This window comes from Mongoliitalea sp. (assembly GCF_054166905.1).
The window spans coordinates 442,556-464,319 of sequence record NZ_JBSZCK010000040.1 but is presented as its reverse complement, the minus strand read 5'-3'; the positions used below and the strand labels follow the sequence as shown (position 1 = coordinate 464,319).

16 protein-coding genes and 1 tRNA gene are annotated in these 21,764 nt (G+C 38.2%); 7 read left to right on the top strand and 10 right to left on the bottom strand.

Going from position 1 to position 21,764, the window contains the following annotated elements; all coding sequences use genetic code 11:
- Position 1 precedes the first annotated feature (1 nt).
- From ACXIUD_RS16205 to ACXIUD_RS16175, 7 genes are all read right to left on the bottom strand, one after another.
- Positions 2-1,705: a hypothetical protein gene (locus ACXIUD_RS16205; protein ID WP_458053687.1), complete on the bottom strand. Its 1,704-nt coding sequence runs from the start codon at positions 1,703-1,705 to the stop codon at positions 2-4.
- Between the two features lie 338 nt (positions 1,706-2,043).
- Positions 2,044-2,688, bottom strand: a complete 645-nt coding sequence (locus ACXIUD_RS16200) for a response regulator (RefSeq protein WP_458053686.1) — start codon at positions 2,686-2,688, stop codon at positions 2,044-2,046.
- On the bottom strand, positions 2,685-4,604 hold the full coding sequence (locus tag ACXIUD_RS16195; protein WP_458053685.1) for a 7TM diverse intracellular signaling domain-containing protein: 1,920 nt from the start codon (positions 4,602-4,604) through the stop codon (positions 2,685-2,687). The genes ACXIUD_RS16200 and ACXIUD_RS16195 overlap by 4 nt, the downstream gene beginning before the upstream one ends.
- Before the next feature lie 128 nt (positions 4,605-4,732).
- On the bottom strand, positions 4,733-5,971 hold the full coding sequence (locus ACXIUD_RS16190; RefSeq protein ID WP_458053684.1) for a hypothetical protein: 1,239 nt from the start codon (positions 5,969-5,971) through the stop codon (positions 4,733-4,735).
- Between the two features lie 94 nt (positions 5,972-6,065).
- Positions 6,066-7,118, bottom strand: a complete 1,053-nt coding sequence (locus tag ACXIUD_RS16185; RefSeq protein ID WP_458053683.1) for a serine hydrolase domain-containing protein — start codon at positions 7,116-7,118, stop codon at positions 6,066-6,068.
- Between the two features lie 74 nt (positions 7,119-7,192).
- Positions 7,193-8,329, bottom strand: a complete 1,137-nt coding sequence (locus tag ACXIUD_RS16180; RefSeq protein WP_458053682.1) for a sensor histidine kinase — start codon at positions 8,327-8,329, stop codon at positions 7,193-7,195.
- A 4-nt stretch (positions 8,330-8,333) separates the two neighbouring features.
- A complete protein-coding gene (locus ACXIUD_RS16175; protein ID WP_458053681.1) occupies positions 8,334-9,134 on the bottom strand; it encodes an alpha/beta fold hydrolase in 801 nt (266 codons plus the stop codon).
- 410 nt (positions 9,135-9,544) lie between these two features.
- Between ACXIUD_RS16175 and ACXIUD_RS16170 the strand changes: the two genes are divergently transcribed.
- A tRNA-Pro gene (locus ACXIUD_RS16170) sits at positions 9,545-9,618 on the top strand.
- A 190-nt stretch (positions 9,619-9,808) separates the two neighbouring features.
- Positions 9,809-11,908 carry a M28 family metallopeptidase gene (locus tag ACXIUD_RS16165; RefSeq protein ID WP_458053680.1) on the top strand — a complete coding sequence of 700 codons (2,100 nt, stop codon included), beginning with the start codon at positions 9,809-9,811 and terminating at the stop codon, positions 11,906-11,908.
- A 175-nt stretch (positions 11,909-12,083) separates the two neighbouring features.
- Here ACXIUD_RS16165 and ACXIUD_RS16160 read toward each other — a convergent pair whose 3' ends face one another.
- Genes ACXIUD_RS16160 through ACXIUD_RS16150 form a run of 3 tightly spaced genes read right to left on the bottom strand, consistent with a single transcriptional unit; the run spans position 12,084 to position 16,496 of the window.
- A complete protein-coding gene (locus tag ACXIUD_RS16160) occupies positions 12,084-13,247 on the bottom strand; it encodes a THUMP domain-containing class I SAM-dependent RNA methyltransferase (RefSeq protein ID WP_458053679.1) in 1,164 nt (387 codons plus the stop codon).
- Positions 13,248-13,273: 26 nt separating this feature from the next.
- Positions 13,274-14,116: a DUF4249 family protein gene (locus ACXIUD_RS16155; RefSeq protein ID WP_458053678.1), complete on the bottom strand. Its 843-nt coding sequence runs from the start codon at positions 14,114-14,116 to the stop codon at positions 13,274-13,276.
- Position 14,117: 1 nt separating this feature from the next.
- Entirely contained in the window at positions 14,118-16,496 is a 2,379-nt protein-coding gene (locus ACXIUD_RS16150) for a TonB-dependent receptor (RefSeq protein ID WP_458053677.1), read from the bottom strand.
- Positions 16,497-16,613: 117 nt separating this feature from the next.
- Here ACXIUD_RS16150 and ACXIUD_RS16145 point away from each other — a divergent pair, with 117 nt between their 5' ends.
- The 5 genes from ACXIUD_RS16145 to ACXIUD_RS16125 are packed head-to-tail and all read left to right on the top strand — an operon-like array spanning position 16,614 to position 21,760.
- A complete protein-coding gene (locus ACXIUD_RS16145) occupies positions 16,614-17,579 on the top strand; it encodes a VWA domain-containing protein (RefSeq protein WP_458053676.1) in 966 nt (321 codons plus the stop codon).
- Positions 17,580-17,582: 3 nt separating this feature from the next.
- The gene (locus ACXIUD_RS16140) at positions 17,583-18,428 is read left to right on the top strand and encodes a hypothetical protein (protein WP_458053675.1); all 846 of its coding nucleotides are present in this window, start codon (positions 17,583-17,585) and stop codon (positions 18,426-18,428) included.
- Between the two features lie 33 nt (positions 18,429-18,461).
- A complete protein-coding gene (locus ACXIUD_RS16135) occupies positions 18,462-19,640 on the top strand; it encodes an acetyl-CoA C-acyltransferase (RefSeq protein ID WP_458053674.1) in 1,179 nt (392 codons plus the stop codon).
- Between the two features lie 29 nt (positions 19,641-19,669).
- The gene (locus tag ACXIUD_RS16130; RefSeq protein ID WP_458053673.1) at positions 19,670-20,767 is read left to right on the top strand and encodes a toxin-antitoxin system YwqK family antitoxin; all 1,098 of its coding nucleotides are present in this window, start codon (positions 19,670-19,672) and stop codon (positions 20,765-20,767) included.
- A gap of 39 nt (positions 20,768-20,806) precedes the next feature.
- Positions 20,807-21,760, top strand: coding sequence for a phosphoribosylaminoimidazolesuccinocarboxamide synthase (locus tag ACXIUD_RS16125; RefSeq protein ID WP_458053672.1), 954 nt, complete (start codon positions 20,807-20,809; stop codon positions 21,758-21,760).
- Positions 21,761-21,764 lie beyond the last annotated feature (4 nt).

The window sequence follows — 21,764 nt, the reverse complement described above, 5'->3', positions numbered from 1 at the left end:
TTTAGGAAAGACGGCTGAGCACAAAGTTTTTCCCATTGTGATGGAATATTTGATCAGCAATCAACTTCGAAGTTAAGGATTTAGGTAATGATATTCCAAATCTTTTGGCAGAACTCTTAAAATCTTTTTCAAATCTTTTCTTCAAAAAATCTATTCTTGTAGCATCAGTAGCATACCGTATGCTATCTATCAAACCATCAAAATCTGACCCAATACAAAGTATTTGCATAAGCATTTTTTCAACGCCAGCACTACCCTCCCATTCCTGTGCAAGCCTAGCTGCATGAAGAATAGTCGCCATAAAATGTAAAAACTGCGTATAGTGCCCTGCTGTACCTTTACCTCCAATGATTGGATGTAAATTTTGATAGTTTACACAGTTATCAAACCAAGAATCAGCCCGTTGAGCTCTCAATCCCAAGCGTGCAAACTCCTGTTCTGAAAAGAATTCAGTATCAGTAATCAATGTATACTGATGTCCACGATGGGCAAATGACTTTACGTAGGGCAATAGTTGATTGTGATTATGCAACCCAAAAAGACTAACATAACCTAAAATCCTCGCATCTAAAGAAATGCCTAACAAGCCATTTGAATTGTAAATCTCCTTTACATCTTCATCATACAGATTGATACTTGCACAATTAAACCCAACAGTGCCAAAAACCCCGTTTTTAGATGCAATAGGTTTAGCAAGGGTTACTTGGACGTGTTGAACACTTGTATTTGTGTTATTGGAATGAATCTGAGATTTTACCAATTGAGCATCAATGATGTGGTTTTGAAAGGAGTTTGGCGCACCTTCAAAAGGAATCCCTGCCAATCCAGCATGAGTACACAAAATGGGGGAATGTATGGCATTACTTTTTCTATGGGCGTATAAATCTTTCCGTGCCTGAAAACTCAAATGCTTGATATCTGTACAAATTTTTTCCTGTTCTAAAAGGTGAATAGCACGTATTCCAAGGGGCCTGAAGCCATTTCCTGTTGGCCGCAGAGGAACATCATCCAAGCCCATCGCCCGCATCCCATCCATAGCATAGGCTTGATTTGCAAATAGCTGATTCTCATTATCAATGTGCGTAATCGTACTGGAGATTATTTTAGCACCTTTAGATTGAATGACTTGTATAGAAGCTTGTACATCCGCTAAAACACTTGCGGAATCCGTCAAATTAGTATCCGAACGTAAACAATGTAATCCTTCCACAGCAAATACAAGGTTCAGGGTCTGTGGAGATGCATCGAAACTATCTTGAGTGGATAGAAAGTTAACTTTTCCAGCAGAGTTTTTCTCTTGAAGCAAGTCTAAATCCTCTAGCAAAATCTTGAAATGATTATCAGTAGCTATCAGAGATTCCAATCGCTCGCCTGATAAAATTTTCCCAAACCAAACCTTGTCAATGATTTTCCGAAAGTCTGGATGCTCGTACAATGCCTTTAGTAAATCTTTGTCAGGGGAATACAAAGACATCATACACAAGTCATAATGGCTTTGCACCAATTGGGTTAAGGAAGATTGAGAGCGAAGCGTTCCTTCAATAAAGTTTTTTAAAAAAAACAAGGTCATCTTACCCATGAAGCCAGAAAAATTGGTGGAGTAGTCCTTATTTGTCAAGGTATCCCAAGCAGAGACTTCTTTGGTCTCACTGGCAAAGTGATGTTTTAATGTGGCATGTAGGTGTGAATCAAAAAACTTCTCCATAGCAAATTATGTTAATTACCTGTAATTTAACGATTTATATCCAAAAACAAAAGGAGGTAAAAACCTCCTTTTGAAATAGCTTATAAAAATCGATGGTTAAAAAGTAAAAACAGAACAGGTTCACTTGGCCAGCCTAACGAAACAAACCTAAGTTAAGCTGACCATAATTTTAAAAATTGAAACAACGCGGGCGACTCTTACGCTAGCAAGTGTCAAAGTCAAACAAGGGTTTACGAACACTCAAATTTGGCCATTTTTTTGACGCTTTACCATACCCCAAATGGGGTATATTTTAATTCAAAAAATTAGTTGAAATACCCCATTAGTGGCACTCTATACTAAAATATATTCTTGTCTCTCTCTGATACAACCTTCCAGATGGCCACAATCCCGGCTATATTATGCACCCCTAATTTTCTATAGATATTTTTTCTATGGGTTTTGATAGTGAGGTAGCTTAAATTCATTGCGTCTGCGATCTCCTTATTTTCCTTTTGATCCAACAGATGACCAATGATTTTTATTTCTGTGGGAGATAACTTGTATTGCGATTTGAGCTCTTTTGAAACATCTATTTCCTGTCTGTTTTCACTTGGTTCATCAAAAAAATGTTTTCCTTGCATCAAAAGTGTTACTACTTTCAGTAGTTTTTCCAATGATTCATCTTTCTTAACAAATCCTGAGGCCCCCAATTCCTTGCATTTTTCTATATGACTGATGGTATAATGCATGCTGACCACCAATACTTTTTGCTGCGGCCTAATGCTCTGCATTTTTTGTAAAAAAGTAAAACCATCCATCCCAGGCATATTTAAATCTAAAATAACCAAATCTAAAGCTCCATCAAACGCCAAATAGTCCAAGGCTTCACCTCCTTTACAAAAACTTTTAACCACTTTCAAAGGCAATCTATTTTCCAAAATCATACGCAGACCATTGGAAAATATCTCGTGATCATCGATAATTATTATCCTGTAATTCATCTGCTCATCTTTAAAGGTAAACTGACACAGATCTGGGTTCCATTGTCGCCTGAGTCTATACTGATTTCTCCGTTGAGGTGAACTATTCGTTTTTGGATACTAATCAAGCCTAAACCAGAATTTGAAGAAAGTACCACGGCTTTATCAAAACCTACCCCATCATCCCAGATCAATAAATTAAGTACTTCTTCCTCTGGATCATAAAACAGATTAACATCTGCATGGGTAGCTTTGGAATGACGAATAATATTATTTATCAACTCTTTGATAATTCGAAAAACATGCAATTTCAATCCCGATGAAATCAAGGGCAACTCACCAATATCATATTGGATGTTCAAAGTCTCTTGATTTTGCAATGCATCTATTATTTCTGCAACCAAGGTAGCTAGGCGCTTTTCTTGGATATCCTGTGGCATCAACTCATGGGATATAAAGCGTACATCTTGACAGGCTGCTTGCAATAAGCGATCAACTTCATCAAAGCTTGCTGCCACTTGACTTTTGGTGCCATTTAATGAGGATTTAATTTCATCCATTTTTAACTTGGTAATAGATAATAATGCACCCAAATCATCGTGTAAATCTCTACCAATTCGATTGCGTTCACTTTCCAAGGCTGCAAATATTTCAGCCATTTTTGTCTGTTCTTTGAGCAATAGCTCTTTTGCTAATAATTCTTTTTGATTTTTAAGAGAATAGTAGCGATTAATCACAGAAAGCGACAAAACAATCACCATGAAAAGCGTTCCGAAAACTATCCCATTGGGATAAAATAAATTAAATGTGGTTAGACCCAAATGGTTGAGTAGGTAATTCACAAGTCCTAACACTAGAATCAAACTAGCCACCAACAAAAAATACACTGAACTTCTATTTTCTCTCAGATAAGATGCAAGAATAGAAATGGAAACGGATAAATTAGAAAAAGCAATCACAAAGGCTGTAATAATGAAAATTATTTCCAGTTTAAAGTAGGAATGATCAAACAAATTGAAAAAAAGTAATGAGCCAACAAGAATACTCACCACAGTTAATACTTTCCCAAGTGATGGAAGTAAAGATTCTTTTTTTGGCTGAATAAAAAATAACCGTACAAACTCCATAAAGAATAAAGTAATCAGTAAACAAAGCAGGGGAATCAATATTTCGGCTAATGATGGAAATAGATTCCCATAAATAAACCAATAAGCAAAGCCATCCTCTTCTAATATCAACAAAAGACTGGCAAACACAAAAAGGGTAAAACACCCATAAATCTTCTCTTTCAAATAAATCAATAAAAATAAACCCAAGACCATAGCCATTAATAGCACCCCTCCCACTAAACCAAAGCCCAAACTCCTTCCTACTTCATATTCCCAGTATGATTTTACATCATCCAAATAAAATGGCACAAAGGTGCTTAAACCTCTAGTATCCATCAGAAACAAAAATAGCTTTTCTTCACCTGCATTAAAATGGAGCTCTAGGGAGTTAATTCTACTTTCAATAACACGGTTTTTTGGGGGAGTCTGTATTCCCACAAAGTCAAAAGCTAAGATATTCTCCATCTCATCCAAGCTGTACAAAACACCTTTTCGAATACTAGGCCCGGCAGGACTAAAAATTACTGTATTGGCTTTTTGTTGTATATTCTTGACCCGAAATGCTACCCACCAATACTCCAAACCAAACCCCTTATTAAGCACATGCGTATTCTCTAACGCTTGAAATTGTCCCTCTTGTAATTTTTGGATAATTTCATGAATCTCCAACTCTTCCTGTACTTTCAAAAACTGTATGTACGAACCAATAGGATAATCAGGAAGATCAGAGATTTCTAATATTGGAAGAGATGTATTTGACCGGAAATAAGCCTCCGTTGTGTTTAATGAAAAAAGAAACACCAACCCCGCTATAAAATTTAAATACATAGTTTAGTCTAAACTCAACAATAACTCTTGAAGATACGAAAAATAACCAAACAATCTTAGGCCGTTTGAAAAAAGGTTTAAAAATAAATAATCAGGATATCAACCGTTTATCAACTGGAAATGATAGCTTAAAGCTCAGACCTGCACATCTCAACTTTTTCCAAGGGGAACCAATACGCTTTTTTGATAATAGAGTCTGACTCTTCATGACCCAAATTCATGAAATCAATATATCTGTTCCCATCAGAAAATAAACCATGGCAATATTTGGGAAATACATGTTCAGGTACAATCCCAATAAAATCAATTCCTAAAATCATTTTATAAATCTCATCTGCATTGTGTAAAATGAATGGAACTTGATGAGTATAAAGCGCGTGGGCAAATTTCACCGTTTCTACCACACGCTCACTGCTACAACCACTTAATATAAAATACCAACCATTTTCTTGCCTCTTTACGTACAAGGAGATATGGGTAGCATTCCCTCCCCTGCACACCTCCCACGGATGTCCACCACACTGACTTTCATGATCATACCAATTGGAAAACTCCTCACTAGATATTTCATCTATCTTGGTCAATCCACAATCCCTTCCATCAGCCTTAGCGATATATTTCTCCTTTGGACTTAAGCTGTTTTTGGATGTAGTAAAGTATTCATTAGCCTCATAACCCAGCTCACAAACTTTGAAAAAATCCAACGCACAAATATGTGGTAAGTACTTCAATTGACTTTGATAATCTTCACTTTTTAAAATCTGCAATACTGCGACCATTTCAGGACTTACATGATTCTCAAAAAAAATCTTTTCCTGAGGAAAAATAGACCATAAATCCCTTCGCTGAATTCTTCCAAGTCGCTTTTTGTGGGGTAAATTGACTTCTAAATACTGATTAAACGCAGCTTCATTTGCTGATAATTCATCAATTACACGTAGAACTTCAGAGGAAAGCCAATTACATAATTCAAACTGGTACTCATCTGCATGATCTTTTGACACTTGATTTTTATCAAACTGAAAAATTAACTCCGAATCTAGATAGAAGTAATAACCATATTGATAATTGGCTACCGAAAATTTGTACCACTTGAATTCATCGGGATAATACATTTCCCATAAGTCTTGAAACTCTTCTTCATTAGAAACTTCGCCAACTTCCAAATACTCTTCGTACACTCCAAAATCCTCAATACCTCCTCTTTCAGCGGTTATCCAAATAGCTCTGTACAAGTCGTCTCCTTGAACTTGTACTCTTTCCATCAGCTGGAACAAGGACTGAAGGGTAGTTATAAGTCTAAGACTTGTCACTGCAGCATGCCTTTTGGAGTATTCAATCAAATTGTCAATATGTGGAGCTTGCATAGTAAAAATCTAAAGATTACAAACAATTGAAATCGATTCTCAATATACAAAATCGTGTCTATTCTACATGCTGAGCCTGAATGTTTAACAGCTGCTATTGAATTACTCTCATCAATCGTTCCCACATCTCATTATGGAAAGCGATCGGCACCAGTGCATTATCGGGAGCTTCACCCATCCGAACCACTACTAAGTTCATGCTTGGTACTACTTCAACAAATTGTCCATTTTTCCCCATACCTGCAATCAGATCTGCAGGTGCATTGGATGCTAGGGGTAAGTTTAATGAATTAGATATTCCGGGAGGTATGATGGATTCTTTTCCATTTAGCCACCATAAATATCCATAAGCTGGATTTAAGGTTTGGGAACTGCTGACCATTTGATTGAAATAGTTTTGATCTGAAATCACCTCATTATTCTCCCACCTACCCCGATTTAATATCAATAATCCAAATCTAGCCATATCCCTAGCGGTACTCCAATAAACATTATTGAATTCCTGAGAAATCCATTGTCCTCCCATGCCAATTTTAGCTCCAATTTTTTGACGCGTATAGGTATTGTAGTTGATTCCAGTGGCATTTTCAACCACTTTTTCCAAAAGTGTATAAGGGGCATTATGATAAAACCATTGCTGACCAGCATCGGTCCGATAGCGTAGACAAGAAGGCAAAGTGCAATCTAAATCAACACCTAAGTAGTCAAGACCTGTAGTCATACTCAATTGATGCTTGACTTGAATGAGTCGTTCCTTTTGAGGTGATAAATTGGTCCAAGATAATCCCAAATAATCCGAACTGGCATCATCTATACTCAATTTCCCTTCTTGCTGAGCTATCCCAACCAATGTAGCGGTTAGAGTTTTTCCAGCAGAAGCCCAATACCACTGCGAAGTTCTTCCAAATGGTTGGTTACCTATAATCGTTCGACCAAAATATTCCTCTATCGCAATTCTTCCATCCTTTAAAACAATAAAAGCCCTCGTATTCATGCTTTCGAGATAAGTTTTAAAATTTTCAAACTCTTGTGTATTCCACCCCAATTCATTAAATGTAGAAATGTCCCACTGCATGGAATTGATCGGAGGGAAATACATTTCTCTTGGAGGAGTTGGCTTTTCCTCCTCAGCGCATGCGCAAAACAAGATTGTTAGAAGACATATAGTCGTTCGGTAAAAAAGTCTGTTAAGCGGATTAATGGTTCTCTTCTCAAGATTTTTTACCCCCATAAGTTATTATTCGAATGTTTCTTAGGTAAAGTAAAGAAAAATGTACTCCCTTTCCCGGGCTCAGAAAGAACTCCAATCTCTCCTCCATGGATTTCGACTATTCGCTTACAGCTGGCTAAGCCTATACCTGTACCTTCAATGGATTTATTCGTATTTAATCGTTTCATAAAATCAAAAACTTCTGATGCATAAATCATATCAAAACCTATACCATTATCCTTGACAAAAAGTGTGTATAGCTCAGGTGTTTCTTCATAATAAATAGCTATCATTGGTCTATCCTCAGATCTATACTTCAGCGCATTTTCAATGAGATTTTGAAATAATTTTTTCAAAAGTATAGAGTCACCAATTATCTCAGGCAAAGACTGAATGGATATGCTAGCATCATGTTCATTAATCAAAGAATCGAAGGTCACTAACAGCTCTTCACAGATGCCGTTCAATGAAACTTGTTCAAATTCACCTTTATCTTTTTCTAGTTTGGTGTAGTCCAAGAGATCAGTAATCATCGATTTCATTGACCATGCACTTGATTTCATTAAATGAAAGAATTGCTTGGTTTCATCATCCTGCTGAGCGACACCTTTAAGCTCGAGAATCTCGATGCAACTTAAAATATAATTTAAAGGGGCTTTAAGATCATGAGCAGCTGAAGCAGCAAATTTTTCAAGTTCCTCATTCACTTGTTGTAGTCTAACAACTAGATTTTCGGCATATTTTCTAGCCTCTAACAGCTCCTTTTCATAGGTTTTTCGTTCTTCTATTTTGATAACAGAAAACCTAACCACTGGTAGATGATGACCAGTGTATGTAACCTTCTTTCCATTAATTAGAGCTGGAAAATGACCACCTGACTTAGTTTTTAAGGTCAAATTGATTTCATTGACAAAATTTTGTAATTGTAATAAAGGTAAAACATGGGTATCAAGATAAATCTTATCCCCCATCCCAAAAAAATCATAAATTATTTTAACAAACACAACCTCATCTCTAGTATAACCTATCCAATCTAGTAAGGTTTCATTAATGTTTACAACCAAACCATCCATACGCACTGACAAATAACCATTGGGTGCGTATTGGTATAATTCTTCTGCATCTTCTATAATTGGTTTAGCTATCATGAAATCAAAAATTTAAATATTGATTGATCGCTGAAATAACTTCATTTGGAGCTGTCAGATGTGGACAATGTCCTATTGTTTGAAGCTCTATATAGGTACTGCCTAGCACGTTTTGGTGAACATACTGCCCCACTTGGACTGGAGCTATCACATCTGGATTGGTCTGAATAATCAAAGCAGGTGTTTTAACCCTTTTTAGATCTCCACGGTTATCACTTAGGAATGTTACTTTAGCAAAATGCTTTGCAATAGCAGGATTCATTGAACAAAAACTGTTTTTAAGTTCTTCCGAATATTCCTTTTGATTGTCATCTCCAATAATTACAGGAGTTATGAAACTAGACCATCCCAAATAATTGCTTTCTAAGGTACTTACCAATTCATCAATATCATCTTGAGAAAAACCCCCATCATAAGAAGGTTTGTTGATGTAGCAGGGTGAAGGACCTAAAAGAACCAACTTCGAAAAATGACTAGGGCGCTCTGCTGCCGCTAAAAGAGCAATCATTGCACTTCCCGAATGCGCAACAATAATCGTTTCTTGCAGCTGAAAGGCGTCTATTATTTCTAATAAATCATTTGCATAACCATTCAGGGAACTATATTTATTAAAATCATACGCTTCTACATTTGATTTCCCAGAGCCCACGTGGTCCATTAGAATGATTTTGTAATGATCCTCAAATGCAGGATATACAAATCTCCACATTTGCTGGTCACATCCATAGCCGTGTAAAAAAATCATTGGAACATTACCATTACCAATGATCTTAATATTATTTCTTTCTACGAGGGTATCGATCATCTTTGGTTATTTTGAAGGAATCAAAAAGCGGAAGTCATGTCTACTTTGAGAACTCAACTATTTACGATCTTTTTTTTTGATTGGATTTTGAGGTAATCATCTAAATTTAATCAAAACTACTCGGGTGACCATATAAAATCAAACAATCCTTCATTATACTACTCACATTTTGATGCCGTATGACTATTACTCAAAACAAAATTTTACTTTTTGAAGTACGCTTCAGAACCTTGGGTAGAATAGTACAATTTAAGAATGGTAATTATGAAAAAAAGAAATTGCTTGAATCATGCTGCACACCGATAAACTTTTGTGTTTTTAACTGATTTTTTCAATTTATTCTTTGAATACAAATTCAATTGTCTACATTTGCAACTCGTTAGAGCATTATGAATGCTTTTCTAACAAATCGGGGTGTAGCGTAGCCCGGTATCGCGCCACATTTGGGATGTGGAGGTCGTAGGTTCGAATCCTGCCACCCCGACAAAAAGCCAGTCTCGACTGGCTTTTTTTATTTTAATCTCTCAAAACACTTATCGAATCTTTCATCCCTCATCCTGTACTTTTATACCACTCTTAACAACCTTTACAAAATTTTTCTCTTTTCAGTCCCCAATAAAAGTATCTTTGCTACGATCCTCCTTGGATAAAATCTTATAAATGCAAATATCCCTATGAAGAAACAACTTTACGCATTACTACTTGCTGGATTTTTGATCTACAACACTGCAGATGGTCAAAAACTGGATGGATTTCAGGATTCCACTTTGGAAAGGCAACAGCTGATTGAGAGTAAATTCCAACAAACCGTTGACTTTTCCTCTTTTCGCAAGCACTTAGAAAAAATCACTTCCGATCCCCATCCCGCTGGTACTGTTGCCAATGAAAAGGTCAAAGACTACATGGTGGAAATCATGAAAAAAGCTGGCTTGGACGTCAAGGTTTATCCTTACGATGTCTACTTACCAATTGGCCCGGGTGAATCCTTGATTGAATTGGTTACTCCAATACGGATGCCATTGAATCAACAAGAAAACATTTTGGCAGAGGATCCCTACTCAGGGCATAAAGATTTATGGAAAGGTTGGAATGCTTTTACTGGCAATGGGGATATTACCGCTGAAGTTGTGTATGCCAACTATGGAACAAAGGCTGATTTTGAGCGTCTCAAAGAATTAGGTATAGACGTAAAAGGTAAAATTGTTTTGGCTAGGTATGGAGGAAATTTCCGTGGATTCAAAGCCAAATTTGCAGAACAAAATGGAGCTGCTGGTTTGATTATTTTCACTGATCCTGGAGACTCAGGTTACATGAGAGGCCTGGTCTACCCAGATGGTATTTTCTACAATGAAAGCTCCATTCAGCGAGGGTCGCTCCTCACAGTTGACTGGACCGGTGATGCCTTGACGCCATTTGAACCGGCTTTGCCTTTAGACAGCAAAACTAAAGTCAATCGTTTGAAGCCTGAGGAGGTTGGTTTGCATACCATTCCTGTGACACCTATCTCTTATGGTTCTGCCAAAGAAATCATCGGACGCATGACAGGCAATCCAGTTCCGGCAGGCTGGCAAGGTGGACTTCCATACACTTATCGTTTGGAAGGTGGCCCTGAGCTTCGAGTTCGATTGAAAGTACATCAGGATAAAGGCTTTGTCCGTGCAAACAATGTGATTGGAACAGTTAAGGGGAGCGAGTTCCCTGATGAGTGGGTAATTTTAGGTTGTCATTACGATGCATGGAGTTTTGGGTCCACTGATCCTAATTCAGGCACAGCCATGTTACTTTCTTTGAGTGAAACCTTAGGTAAAATGGTTGCTGAAGGTTACAAGCCATCCCGCTCCATCATGATTGCTCATTGGGATGCTGAGGAACATGGAGTCATAGGTTCGACAGAATGGGTAGAGCAATTTAGAGATGACCTTAAAGCGAAGGCAGTTGCCTATATCAATTTGGATGCCGCTGTATCTGGAAGAAATTTTGGAGCATCTTCCTCTCCTACCTTGAAAAAAGTGATTATGGATGCTGCCAAAGCAGTTAGCTTCCCTGACTCAGCTAAAACTGTGTATGAAGTATGGGCAGGTAGAAGAGATGAACCCAGTATTGGAAATTTAGGGGGTGGCTCGGACCATATTGCTTTTTATATGCATGTAGGTGTTCCATCCATCAATGGAGGAGCATCAGGCCCTACCTTGTATCACACCAACTATGATAATCTTCACTTCTATGAAAAATTCGCCGATCCAACCTTTAAAATGGGAGGCACGGTTGAGCAGTTGGTTGGAATTATGAGTTTACGCTTGGCAAATGCAAATATCATTCCTTATCAGGTATCCCGATATGCCAAAGATTTGGATGGACATTTTACATCCTCAGAAAGAGGGGTGAAAAACTTCAATCCAACATTTTTAGGGTTTGAACAATCCCGCGCTGCAATAGCTTCTATGAAAACTGCTGCGGAATTATTAGACGAGCAACTTGCTGCTGCTTTGGCCTCCAATAAATTGGATAAGAAAAAAGCACAACGCATCAACCAAGCCATGCTTGCCTTAGAGAAGGCCTTTATTGATCCAAAGGGCATGTATTTTGGTAGTTGGTATCGTTCCCTATATGCCGCCAATGATCCTTTCAGTGGCTATGCATCCTGGATTTTGCCCGGTATCCAATATGAAATTGAACTCAAATCATCCGAGAGATTAGAAGAATGGGATATGCGTTACTCCAATGCTATCAAAGACTTACAGCAACGTATAGAAAAAGTGATAGAATTGCTGTAAGCTGAAACTTGTTTTTAGAGCTCAACAAATTTATGAAATCAAAAAAGGCCCAATCTGATCAATTGGGCCTTTTTTAAACAAACTTCTTTATTGAACAACAGCCGCTGCATTTAATAGACCCCATCCAAATTGATTATTTCTATAAAGCCTATATTTACGGAATAAAATTTAAAGATTAATCAGATTTTTTACCTTTAAACAACTCGTACTTCAAAAGCCTGCAATCAATTGTACCATTGTAAAACTCAATTCTTTGTGAGGTACGCAGCCCTACCCTTTTGGCCAAGGCCATATTTCCGGTAAAAATCAACCCCGTATATCCCGGACATTTCTGTTTCATGAAATCTCCCATAGCCTTGTAAATTTCACCCAGGTCGCCTTCTTCCCCTAGTCGTTCTCCATACTCAGGATTGAAAAATACCGCTCCTTCTCCTGTTTCCGGCACGAGTGTATCCCTAAAGTCGCAGACCTGAAAATCAATTAAATCCTCAACTCCGGCAGTTGCTGCATTTTCTCTGGCAAATAAAACCGCCTGTTCAGAAATATCAGAAGCTATGATTTTCAAATTAGGTACTCGGAACACCTTCTGCTCCATTTTTGCTTTAATCTTCTGATATACAGTTTCGTCGTAACCTTTAAAGTACATAAAACTGTAGTGATCTCGATGCAAACCAGGATATCTTCCGGTAGCCATCATCGCAGCCTCAATAGCCAAAGTTCCTGAACCACACATAGGGTTTACAAATGGAGACATCATATCCCAGCCAGAAGCCAAAATCGTCGCTGATGCCAAGGCTTCCAACATAGGTGCATGTCCTGGAATTTTTCTGTAACCATGCTTGGCTAGGGTTTCTCCAGAAGTATTGACATATAGGGTAGCTTGTGTGTCTTTCCAAAACAATTGTAAAACCGCTCCATCCAAGTCTGATCCTGAATCAGGTCTTCTATTAAATTTCTCCCGAAAACGGTCCACAATCGCATCTTTCACTCGTACATTGACAAAAAGAGGGTTGGTTACTGTTGGGTTATCCACCGTAGAAATGACTGAAAAATAGGTGTCAGGTTCCAAATAATCTTCCCATGGAAGAGCTTTTACCCTTCTATAGATATCATCTGCCTTATGTAAATAGAAAGACTTAATTTCATACAAGACATGACTGGCGGTTCTTAAATGAAGATTTAAATCAATGCAATCATTTAATGAACCAAAAATCTCCACATAGGTACGTTCTACACGTACGGGTTTAAAACCCAAGGATATTACTTCTTCTTCCAAATAGGAGGAGAAACGATCTTTACAGGTAATGACTATTTTACCTTTCTCATCATAATTCAACATGGCGCAAAGGTAGTCAAATAAAATGTCTATTCATCTCCTACCTGTTCAGTAGGAGCTATAAGTACTGTCTCAACCAGCACAGGACTTGCTTTAAAATATCCTGCAAACATCCCCGAACCTTTCACTTGTCTGATATTCGAAATCGGGTTTTGAGGAGGGGGTGAAAATAACCCACCATCATTGAAAAGTAAGCTTACCAATTGATTCATATAATCAAACGCATCCTGATTCAAACGAAATAACTCTAAACGCACCCGATCATTGGCGCGAAATGGCACATTCAGCTCAAATCCTTGGTTCAGTATATTGGTACCAAAGGTATCATCAAACAATAGATAGTCTGTTCTGCTATTTAGCAATGTATCATTTCGGATAATCCGAATTCTGTAATTATTATCCTCTGTAAATGGAATATCTCCGAACAACGTCAAATAATAACCTTCACGACGAAAAAATCGCTGATCTTTAAACTCAACCCGGATACTATCGAGTATAGGGGGAGGTAAGATAGTTCCCTCCGCCTGATATTCATTTTCTCCGATCCGTACATTCAACTCGTAGCTTTCATTGATTGAGCCAACAAAATTGTTGACAGGTAAATACAATCCCAACTGCTCTGAAAACCTAAAATTCAGGCGACCATTCGTACGTTTATTACGGATAAATACCTGCGCATCTTTAATGAAATCATTGGGCTCTGCATCAAAAAAGTCTCGAGAACGGGATAATTGAACAAAATTCATTTGCGAATTATTAGTCCATATAGCCTCAATAACCGGTATTGGCTCGGTTGTTTGGAGATCTAAAAAGACTTCCTCTTGACAGGAAAGCATACTGAGTGCTATTAATATCCAAATCAGTCTTTTCATATTAAAATTCAAAATTATAGGTCAAAGCTGGCAAGAATGTAAAGAGATAGGTCATCACTACTCCAGGTCTTCTAGAGGTAACGGGGCCTGTACTTGGATCAAATCGTATGTCCTCATTCAGGATTTCTGTGAACTGATAAGAGAAAGGATTTTTCCTACCGTACAAATTATAAATACTCAAATTCCAACTACCTCTCCATTTTCTCCCCTGATCTCTATTTTTATAGGTCACCGAAGCATCCATACGATGATAATCTGGAAACCTGTCTTCATTTCTTAAAGGCCCATATAAAGGCAAGCGCTGATTATCCACCATGTAAGTACCAATTGGGAATGTAACGGCCTGACCTGTTGTATAAATAAATGTTAACGCTGCCGACCAACGCTTATCAAACTGATGATTTGCCACCAAAGCTAAATCATGAGGCCGATCAAATCGTGGATTGAAAGGCAGGTTTTCGCTAATGCCATCAATCACTCTCCAAGTTCTAGAATACGTATACGACAACCATCCGGTAGTCTTTCCTACGTTTTTTCTCAATAAAAACTCTGCCCCATATGCATAGCCCCTTCCGGCTAGAATTTCGGTTTCAACATTATCTGTGAAAATGATAGAAGCTCCCTGCCTTAGATCAATGATATTTTGAAAGTTTTTATAATAGCCTTCTAAGGACAACTCCCAAGTATTGTTTTGAAAGTTCTTGAAGATTCCCAATGAAAACTGATCCCCGATAATCGGAGGAATGTAAAATCCAGCTGGAATCCATCTGTCCAAAGGTAAACCAGCGGAGGAATTACTAGCTACTTGAATGTATTGATTGGTTCTATTATAGGAAGCTTTTAAAGAAGTCATAGGGTCTATCAAATACCTAAAAGCCACTCGAGGCTCTAAACCTGAGAAAAATTTCATATTTTCAAAAGCACCAAAACTTAAGGTATCTAATATTTGAGATTCTGGAGCCGGTAAATCATTCTCATAGATATACTTTACACCCCTACCTACTTGATTATAGGTGTTGGCACGAAGACCAGCTTCTAAGGAAATACGATCAGTAAGCTCTCTCGAATATGAGACAAAGAAGTTGTTTTGCAGTCCATTTCGGGGATTCGTAGCAATTGGTTCAATAACAGAACCTGGTTCCGGCCTCAAAGAAATTGGTGCAAAGCGATACAGCTGAGAATGAAAACCCCAAACCAAACTGGATTCTTGATCAGGTAACCAAGTCCAAGTAGCTTTCAAGCCAGTTTCTTCAAGTATGTTATCCCAAAGAAAACCCGAATCAGGATCTTCGAATGTGACCAAATATTTGTAATAACTGTGATAACCATTGACATCCAAGAAGAAATCATCCCGGATGGCTCTATTCCAAGTGATTGATGTAATCCAGTTGTCCCATCCAAAACCAAATTGCTCAGAGATTCCCAAAAAGTCTCTACCGAAATAACTTGATATGGATAATTTGTCTTTATCACTAAGTTTGAAAGTGAATTTTCCACTCAGGTCGTAAAAGTAAAGCGAGTTATTTCGAATATTTTCATCACTGGAAAGTCTTAAAAATAAATCTGCGTATGTTCTTCTACCTGAAACCACGAAGGAGGATTTATCTGAATACAAAGGTCCATCTACTGTCAATCTGGAACTGATGGTCCCAATTCCACCCTCTCCCTTAATCTTTTGATAATTTCCTTCTTTCAGTCCTATATCAATGACAGATGATATCCGGCCTCCCAAATTTGCCGGTATATTCCCTTTGTAAAAGTCAACCCCGGATAAGGCATCAGGATTAAAAACCGAGAAAAAGCCAAAAAAATGAGATGGATTATAGATGGGTGCTCCATCTAATTGAACTAAGTTTTGATCTGCTGAACCTCCTCGAACAAATAAACCTGTCGTTCCTTCTCCTGCTGTCTGCACGCCTGGCAATAGCTGTAAACTTCTCAATAAATCAACCTCACCAAACAATGCAGGTATGTTTTTTATCGTTTCTATGGGGACAATAGACTTACCCATCTCCAATCCCCGAATGTTCTGATCAGGAGCTCGCTCCCTTACAATGATCTCTTCTAGTGATAACTCTTCTGCTCTCAAAAAAAAACGCACGGAGTTGTCAACATCCTTTGTCGTAATTTGTCTGCTCGCTGGCTCAAAACCTACGAAAGACACAATTAATGTAGCTGGAAGGGGAATTATGGGAATACTGAACTTACCATTGATATCAGAAACTACTCCACTTTGGGGATTGGATTTCCAATAAATATTAGCCCCCGGAAGCGAGGCCTCCGATGGAAGTTCGAATACATAACCTTCCAAAACTTTGGTTTCTTGTGCTCGTAAAACAGCAGGAGTTAAAAGCAAGAAAAGGAGAATCAGTCGTGACAAAACAAATAGTTCTAATGAAATTCATTTCAATAACGCATATTTTCCGTTAACTGTTAAAAATTCTATGATTAAACTTCAATTACTTTTCTTTTGTCCGATTATTAGTAATTTCAGGCCATGATTTGGGCATATCCGGATATTACGTTATACACTTGGCTTGCCATAGGTTTTGGGCTGCTTTACATAGGTTATCTTTACAGGTTTTATAAGATCAACAAAAAACTAGAGGTCAGTAAGCATCGAATATTGATGAAGATGCTTTTACGGAGCAGTTACTTTGTTTTGTTTTTGATAGCTATGGCAGGTCCTTCCATAGGCACTTCTATGAAAGAAATCAAGGAAGAAGGGAAAGATATATTCATCGCAATTGACCTCTCCCAATCTATGAATGCAACAGATATTGGTCCTAGCAGATTGCAGCGAACAAAATTTGAATTAAAAAACCTGGTAAGAACCTTTTCAGGAGACCGTATAGGATTGATTATTTTCTCATCCGAAGCATTTATCCAATGCCCGTTGACCTTCGATCAAAATGTCTTACAATTACATATTGATGGACTCAATACAGGATTGGTACCTAATCAGGGAACCGACCTGAACGCTCCTTTAGCCATGGCATTGACAAAGTTTTCAGAAGATGAAAGTTTGGAAATGAAGTCGAAATCGGTCATTCTTATTTCTGATGGAGAAGATTTTGCGGACAATTTTAAAGAAACCACCTCTAAAATGTCCAATGAGGGTATAAAGGTTTTCAGCTTAGGGGTAGGAACTTCGCAAGGAAGTACCATACCACGCGGAAATTCCGTAATTATCGATCCCTCGACAAATCAACCTGCCATCACACGGTTAGAAAGCAATAACCTTAAACTGATTGCTAATCAAACAAATGGAGAGTATTTCGAATTGAGTGATGAATCACAGGAAATCCCTGATTTAATTACTGCTATAGAAAGACAGGAAGGAACCTTGACAGGCTCTAGGATGGTAGAAGCTTCGGCAAATAAGTTCTTCTACTTTTTACTGGCAGCCTTGGGATTGGCAATTATGGATATGATTTTACCACTAAGAACTATAAAACTATAAGCTATGCTATCAATTCGTTTGTTCTGGCTTATCCTACTGATTTTCCCCAGCTCTTGGACAGAGATTGGTAGAAAAAACACGGCTATCCGAGATGCAAGCAATGCCTACGCATCAGCAGCTTACGAAAGTTCTGTAGAAAAACACCTTCGATTGAGCTCAGAATTCAAGATTAATGAAGCCAATCTTACCTTTAATTTGGCGCTAAGTTATCATTACAACAATCAGTTGGAAGAAGCACAGCGCACCTATTCTAGCCTTTTTAGTGATGCTAATAAAACCATTGCCTCATTTGCCAGTAATCAGGTGGGGGTTATTCAGACTTCCCAGAAAAAATATCAAGAGGCATTGGAATCATTTAAGTTTTCTTTAATCAAGGATCCAAGAAATGAGGAAGCCCGCTACAATTATGAATTATTGAGTCGATGGCTGCAGGAAAACCCTGACCAAGAAAATCAAGATGACTCGGAGGGCGAAGATCAGGAAAACCAAGATGAGGATCAAAATCAGGATAACCAAGATCAACAAAAGGACTCTGATGACAGCAAGGATGGAGAAGGCGATGAAAAAAGTGAGGAAGATAATGCCTCTGAATCCGAAAAGAAAGATGATAAATCAGGAGATAAGTCTCAGGAAGAGCGTGATTCTGACGAAGCATCTGACATGGAAAGTGATCTAAGTGATCGCGAAAAAGCGATGGAAAAAATGCGCGAGCGATTACAGGAAATGAATCTTACTCCTGAACAAGCTGCTCAGATTTTGGAAGCAATGAATGCAGCAGAACTACGCTTTATCCAACAAAACCGAAAGAAAGCTACTCAGCGACCGAATCGAGGTTTGCCAGAGTGGTAATCAATATTCAACAAACACATAAATATAAACCCAATGAAAGAAGTATTTATTGTATCCGCTGTAAGAACTCCTTTAGGAAGCTTTGGTGGTAAATTAAGTGGCTTGACAGCCGTAGAACTTGGAAGTTTTGCTATTAAAGGTGCGTTAGAAAAGGCAGGAGTTGATCCTAAAGAAGTGCAGGAAGTAATGATGGGAAATGTAATTTCTGCTAATCTTGGGCAAGCTCCGGCGCGTCAAGCTGCCATCGGTGCTGGCATTGGCTACAATGTACCATGTACAACAATTAATAAAGTATGTTCTTCTGGTATGAAAGCGGTGATGTTTGCTGCACAGTCCATCATGACCGGTCAAAATGATTTAGTGGTAGCTGGTGGTATGGAGTCCATGTCCAATGTACCTTATTATGTTCCTAAAGCACGTTTTGGTTATAAATATGGAAATGCAGAATTTGTAGATGGTCTTGTGAAAGATGGCTTGTTTGAGGCATATTACAAGTTCCCAATGGGTAATTGTGCAGACAACACTGCCCGTGAAATGAATATCAGCCGTGAAGATCAGGATGCTTATGCTATTCAATCTTATACTCGTGCAGCTGACGCATGGAAATCAGGTGCATTTAAAGATGAAGTGGTTCCGGTAGAACTCAAAGGCAGAAAAGGTGAGACTATCATCATCGATGAGGATGAGGAATACAAAAATGTGATGTTTGACAAAATCCCAGGTCTTCGTCCGGTATTTGAAAAAGATGGAACTGTGACTGCTGCTAATGCTTCTACCATGAATGATGGTGCCTCTGCATTGATTTTGGCTTCCAAAGAAAAAGTAGAAGAGCTTGGTTTGACACCTATTGCCAAAATCAGAGGCTTTGCTGACGCCGCACAAGATCCATTATGGTTTACTACTGCCCCAGCTTTAGCAATTCCTAAAGCTATTAAAAATGCTGGGATTACAGAGGCAGATGTGGATTACTATGAAATCAATGAGGCTTTCTCCGCAGTTGCTTTGGCCAACCAAAAAGAATTGAACTTGGATGGCGATCGTCTGAATGTATATGGCGGTGCAGTGTCTCTAGGACACCCACTTGGTGCTTCTGGTGCCAGGATTATAGCAACACTAAACTCCGTTTTACATCAAAAAGATGGTAAGATTGGTGTGGCAGGTATCTGCAATGGCGGTGGTGGTGCATCAGCAATCGTCATAGAGAAAGTTTAAGTAAACCTGAACATATAAACACTATACCCTTGAGATTCTTTGCTTTAGTATTTTTTCTATTGATAGTAAGTAAGGTGCATGCCCAAAAGCAGGTAAGGACTTACTACGATGAACAGCAAATGAAATTGAAAGAGGTATATACTACTATCAATGATGTAGCAGAGGGAGACTACCGTCTTTATTATGAAGACGGTGGTCTTGCTGTCACAGGTACGCTTATCAAGGGACAAAAAGAGGGACTTTTCGTAGACTTCTATCCGGGTACATCAGATACTCTTCGTACTACCAATTTTGTAAACAACCTCAGACAAGGACCATCCATTTCTTACTTTGAGAATGGCAATATTTCCCAGAAAGTCAACTATATATCCAATGAAATTGAAGGCGAGGTTGAGACCTATTACGAGGATGGAACCTTGATGAGAAAGGCTACCTTCAGACAAAATAGACCCGATGGATTTACCTATGAATACGATTCAATGGGAGTTTTACTAAAAAAAACATTCTTTAAAAACGGACTTATTGACGGTAAAAAAGAGGAGTTTTACTCTGATGGAACACTTTTGTCTTTTTCGACTTATAAAAACGGGATTCTCAACGGAGAACAAAGCAGTTTTTATCCAAGTGGAAAGTTAAAATCTCGATTTTTCTACAAAAATGGTTATCAGCATGGCCCTATGGAAAGCTTTTTTGAGACTGGGCAACTCTTTAGAAAAGGAAAATATAAAAATGGAGACCCTACAGGTAACTTTGTCACTTACCACCCTAATGGAGTAATAGCAGAAACAGCCAGTTACAGCAAAGGACGTCCAAAAGGAAGTATTCTCGCATACGACGAACATGGGAATCTAAAAGAAAAAAGTACTTACAATAAATTTGGTCAAATCGCCGAACTTTTGGAATACTTTCCTACAGGAGAACTAGCGAGAGATGTTTTCTTTATCAATGGTTTAGAAGATGGTATTTCCACCCTGTATTACCAAAGTGGACAGGTCAAAGAAACATGGCCCTATAGAAGAGGAAGACTCAATGGTACGCAACAAATCTTTGATGAATCTGGAGTACTGCTAATGGAGCGATATTTTAAAGATGGAAGATTATTGGGGAGTAAAGACATCGAAAATTAAATCAATACTTTTCTTACTTTTGTAAGAACTCATCCAATCATGAATCAAGCAATTAAAGAAACAGCCTTTCAATTTCCCGGTCAAACAGGTTTTTACAAAGGAAAGGTCCGGGATGTTTATCATTTCCCGGAATTACTTGTGGTGATCGCAAGTGACAGAATCTCTGCATTTGACGTGGTGCTACCAAAACCAATTCCCTATAAAGGACAGGTTTTAAACCAAATAGCAGCTAAATTTTTAGCTGCAACAGCTGATATTGTTCCTAATTGGGTGTTGGATGTACCGCATCCACAAGTAACTATTGGTAAAAAATGTGAGCCCTTCAAAGTTGAAATGGTGATCCGGGGATATTTAGCAGGACATGCCGCAAGAGAATACAAAGCAGGTAAACGGACTATTTGCGGCGTAAATCTTCCGGAAGGTTTAAAAGAAAATGATCCACTTCCCCATCCCATCATTACACCTACGACTAAGGCATCTGAAGGACATGATGAAGATATTTCGAGAGAAGAAATTCTCAAAAAAGGCATTGTAAGTCCTGAAGATTATGCCATTCTGGAAAAATACACCTATGCCCTCTTTCAAAGAGGTACTGAAATGGCCAAAGAAATGGGCTTGATTCTCGTAGATACCAAGTATGAGTTTGGAAAATTTAGGGATGAGATTTTATTGATCGACGAAATACATACGCCTGATTCTTCCCGTTATTTCTATGCAGAGGGGTATGAAGAACGACAAAAACAGGGAGAAGCACAAAAACAGTTGTCCAAAGAGTTTGTTAGACAATGGTTGATAGCCAATGAATTCCAAGGAAAAGAAGGTCAACGTATTCCTGAAATTCCACAGGAATTTGTAGAAGAGATTTCTGATAGGTATATTGAGCTTTTCGAAAAAATCACGGGTGATCACTTTAACAAAAATACTAGCCATCATTTGTCTGAAGACATCGAAAAAGCAGTTAATGAATATTTAACAAAATTAAACCAACCATAAACAT

Bases quoted from the DNA above. Each gene is read 5' to 3' on its own strand.
- ACXIUD_RS16205 (WP_458053687.1), bottom strand. From the start codon at position 1,705: ATGGAGAAGTTTTTTGATTCACACCTACATGCCACATTAAAACATCAC.
- ACXIUD_RS16200 (WP_458053686.1), bottom strand. From the start codon at position 2,688: ATGAATTACAGGATAATAATTATCGATGATCACGAGATATTTTCCAAT.
- ACXIUD_RS16195 (WP_458053685.1), bottom strand. From the start codon at position 4,604: ATGTATTTAAATTTTATAGCGGGGTTGGTGTTTCTTTTTTCATTAAAC.
- ACXIUD_RS16190 (WP_458053684.1), bottom strand. From the start codon at position 5,971: ATGCAAGCTCCACATATTGACAATTTGATTGAATACTCCAAAAGGCAT.
- ACXIUD_RS16180 (WP_458053682.1), bottom strand. From the start codon at position 8,329: ATGATAGCTAAACCAATTATAGAAGATGCAGAAGAATTATACCAATAC.
- ACXIUD_RS16175 (WP_458053681.1), bottom strand. From the start codon at position 9,134: ATGATCGATACCCTCGTAGAAAGAAATAATATTAAGATCATTGGTAAT.
- ACXIUD_RS16165 (WP_458053680.1), top strand. From the start codon at position 9,809: ATGAAGAAACAACTTTACGCATTACTACTTGCTGGATTTTTGATCTAC.
- ACXIUD_RS16160 (WP_458053679.1), bottom strand. From the start codon at position 13,247: ATGTTGAATTATGATGAGAAAGGTAAAATAGTCATTACCTGTAAAGAT.
- ACXIUD_RS16155 (WP_458053678.1), bottom strand. From the start codon at position 14,116: ATGAAAAGACTGATTTGGATATTAATAGCACTCAGTATGCTTTCCTGT.
- ACXIUD_RS16145 (WP_458053676.1), top strand. From the start codon at position 16,614: ATGATTTGGGCATATCCGGATATTACGTTATACACTTGGCTTGCCATA.
- ACXIUD_RS16140 (WP_458053675.1), top strand. From the start codon at position 17,583: ATGCTATCAATTCGTTTGTTCTGGCTTATCCTACTGATTTTCCCCAGC.
- ACXIUD_RS16135 (WP_458053674.1), top strand. From the start codon at position 18,462: ATGAAAGAAGTATTTATTGTATCCGCTGTAAGAACTCCTTTAGGAAGC.
- ACXIUD_RS16125 (WP_458053672.1), top strand. From the start codon at position 20,807: ATGAATCAAGCAATTAAAGAAACAGCCTTTCAATTTCCCGGTCAAACA.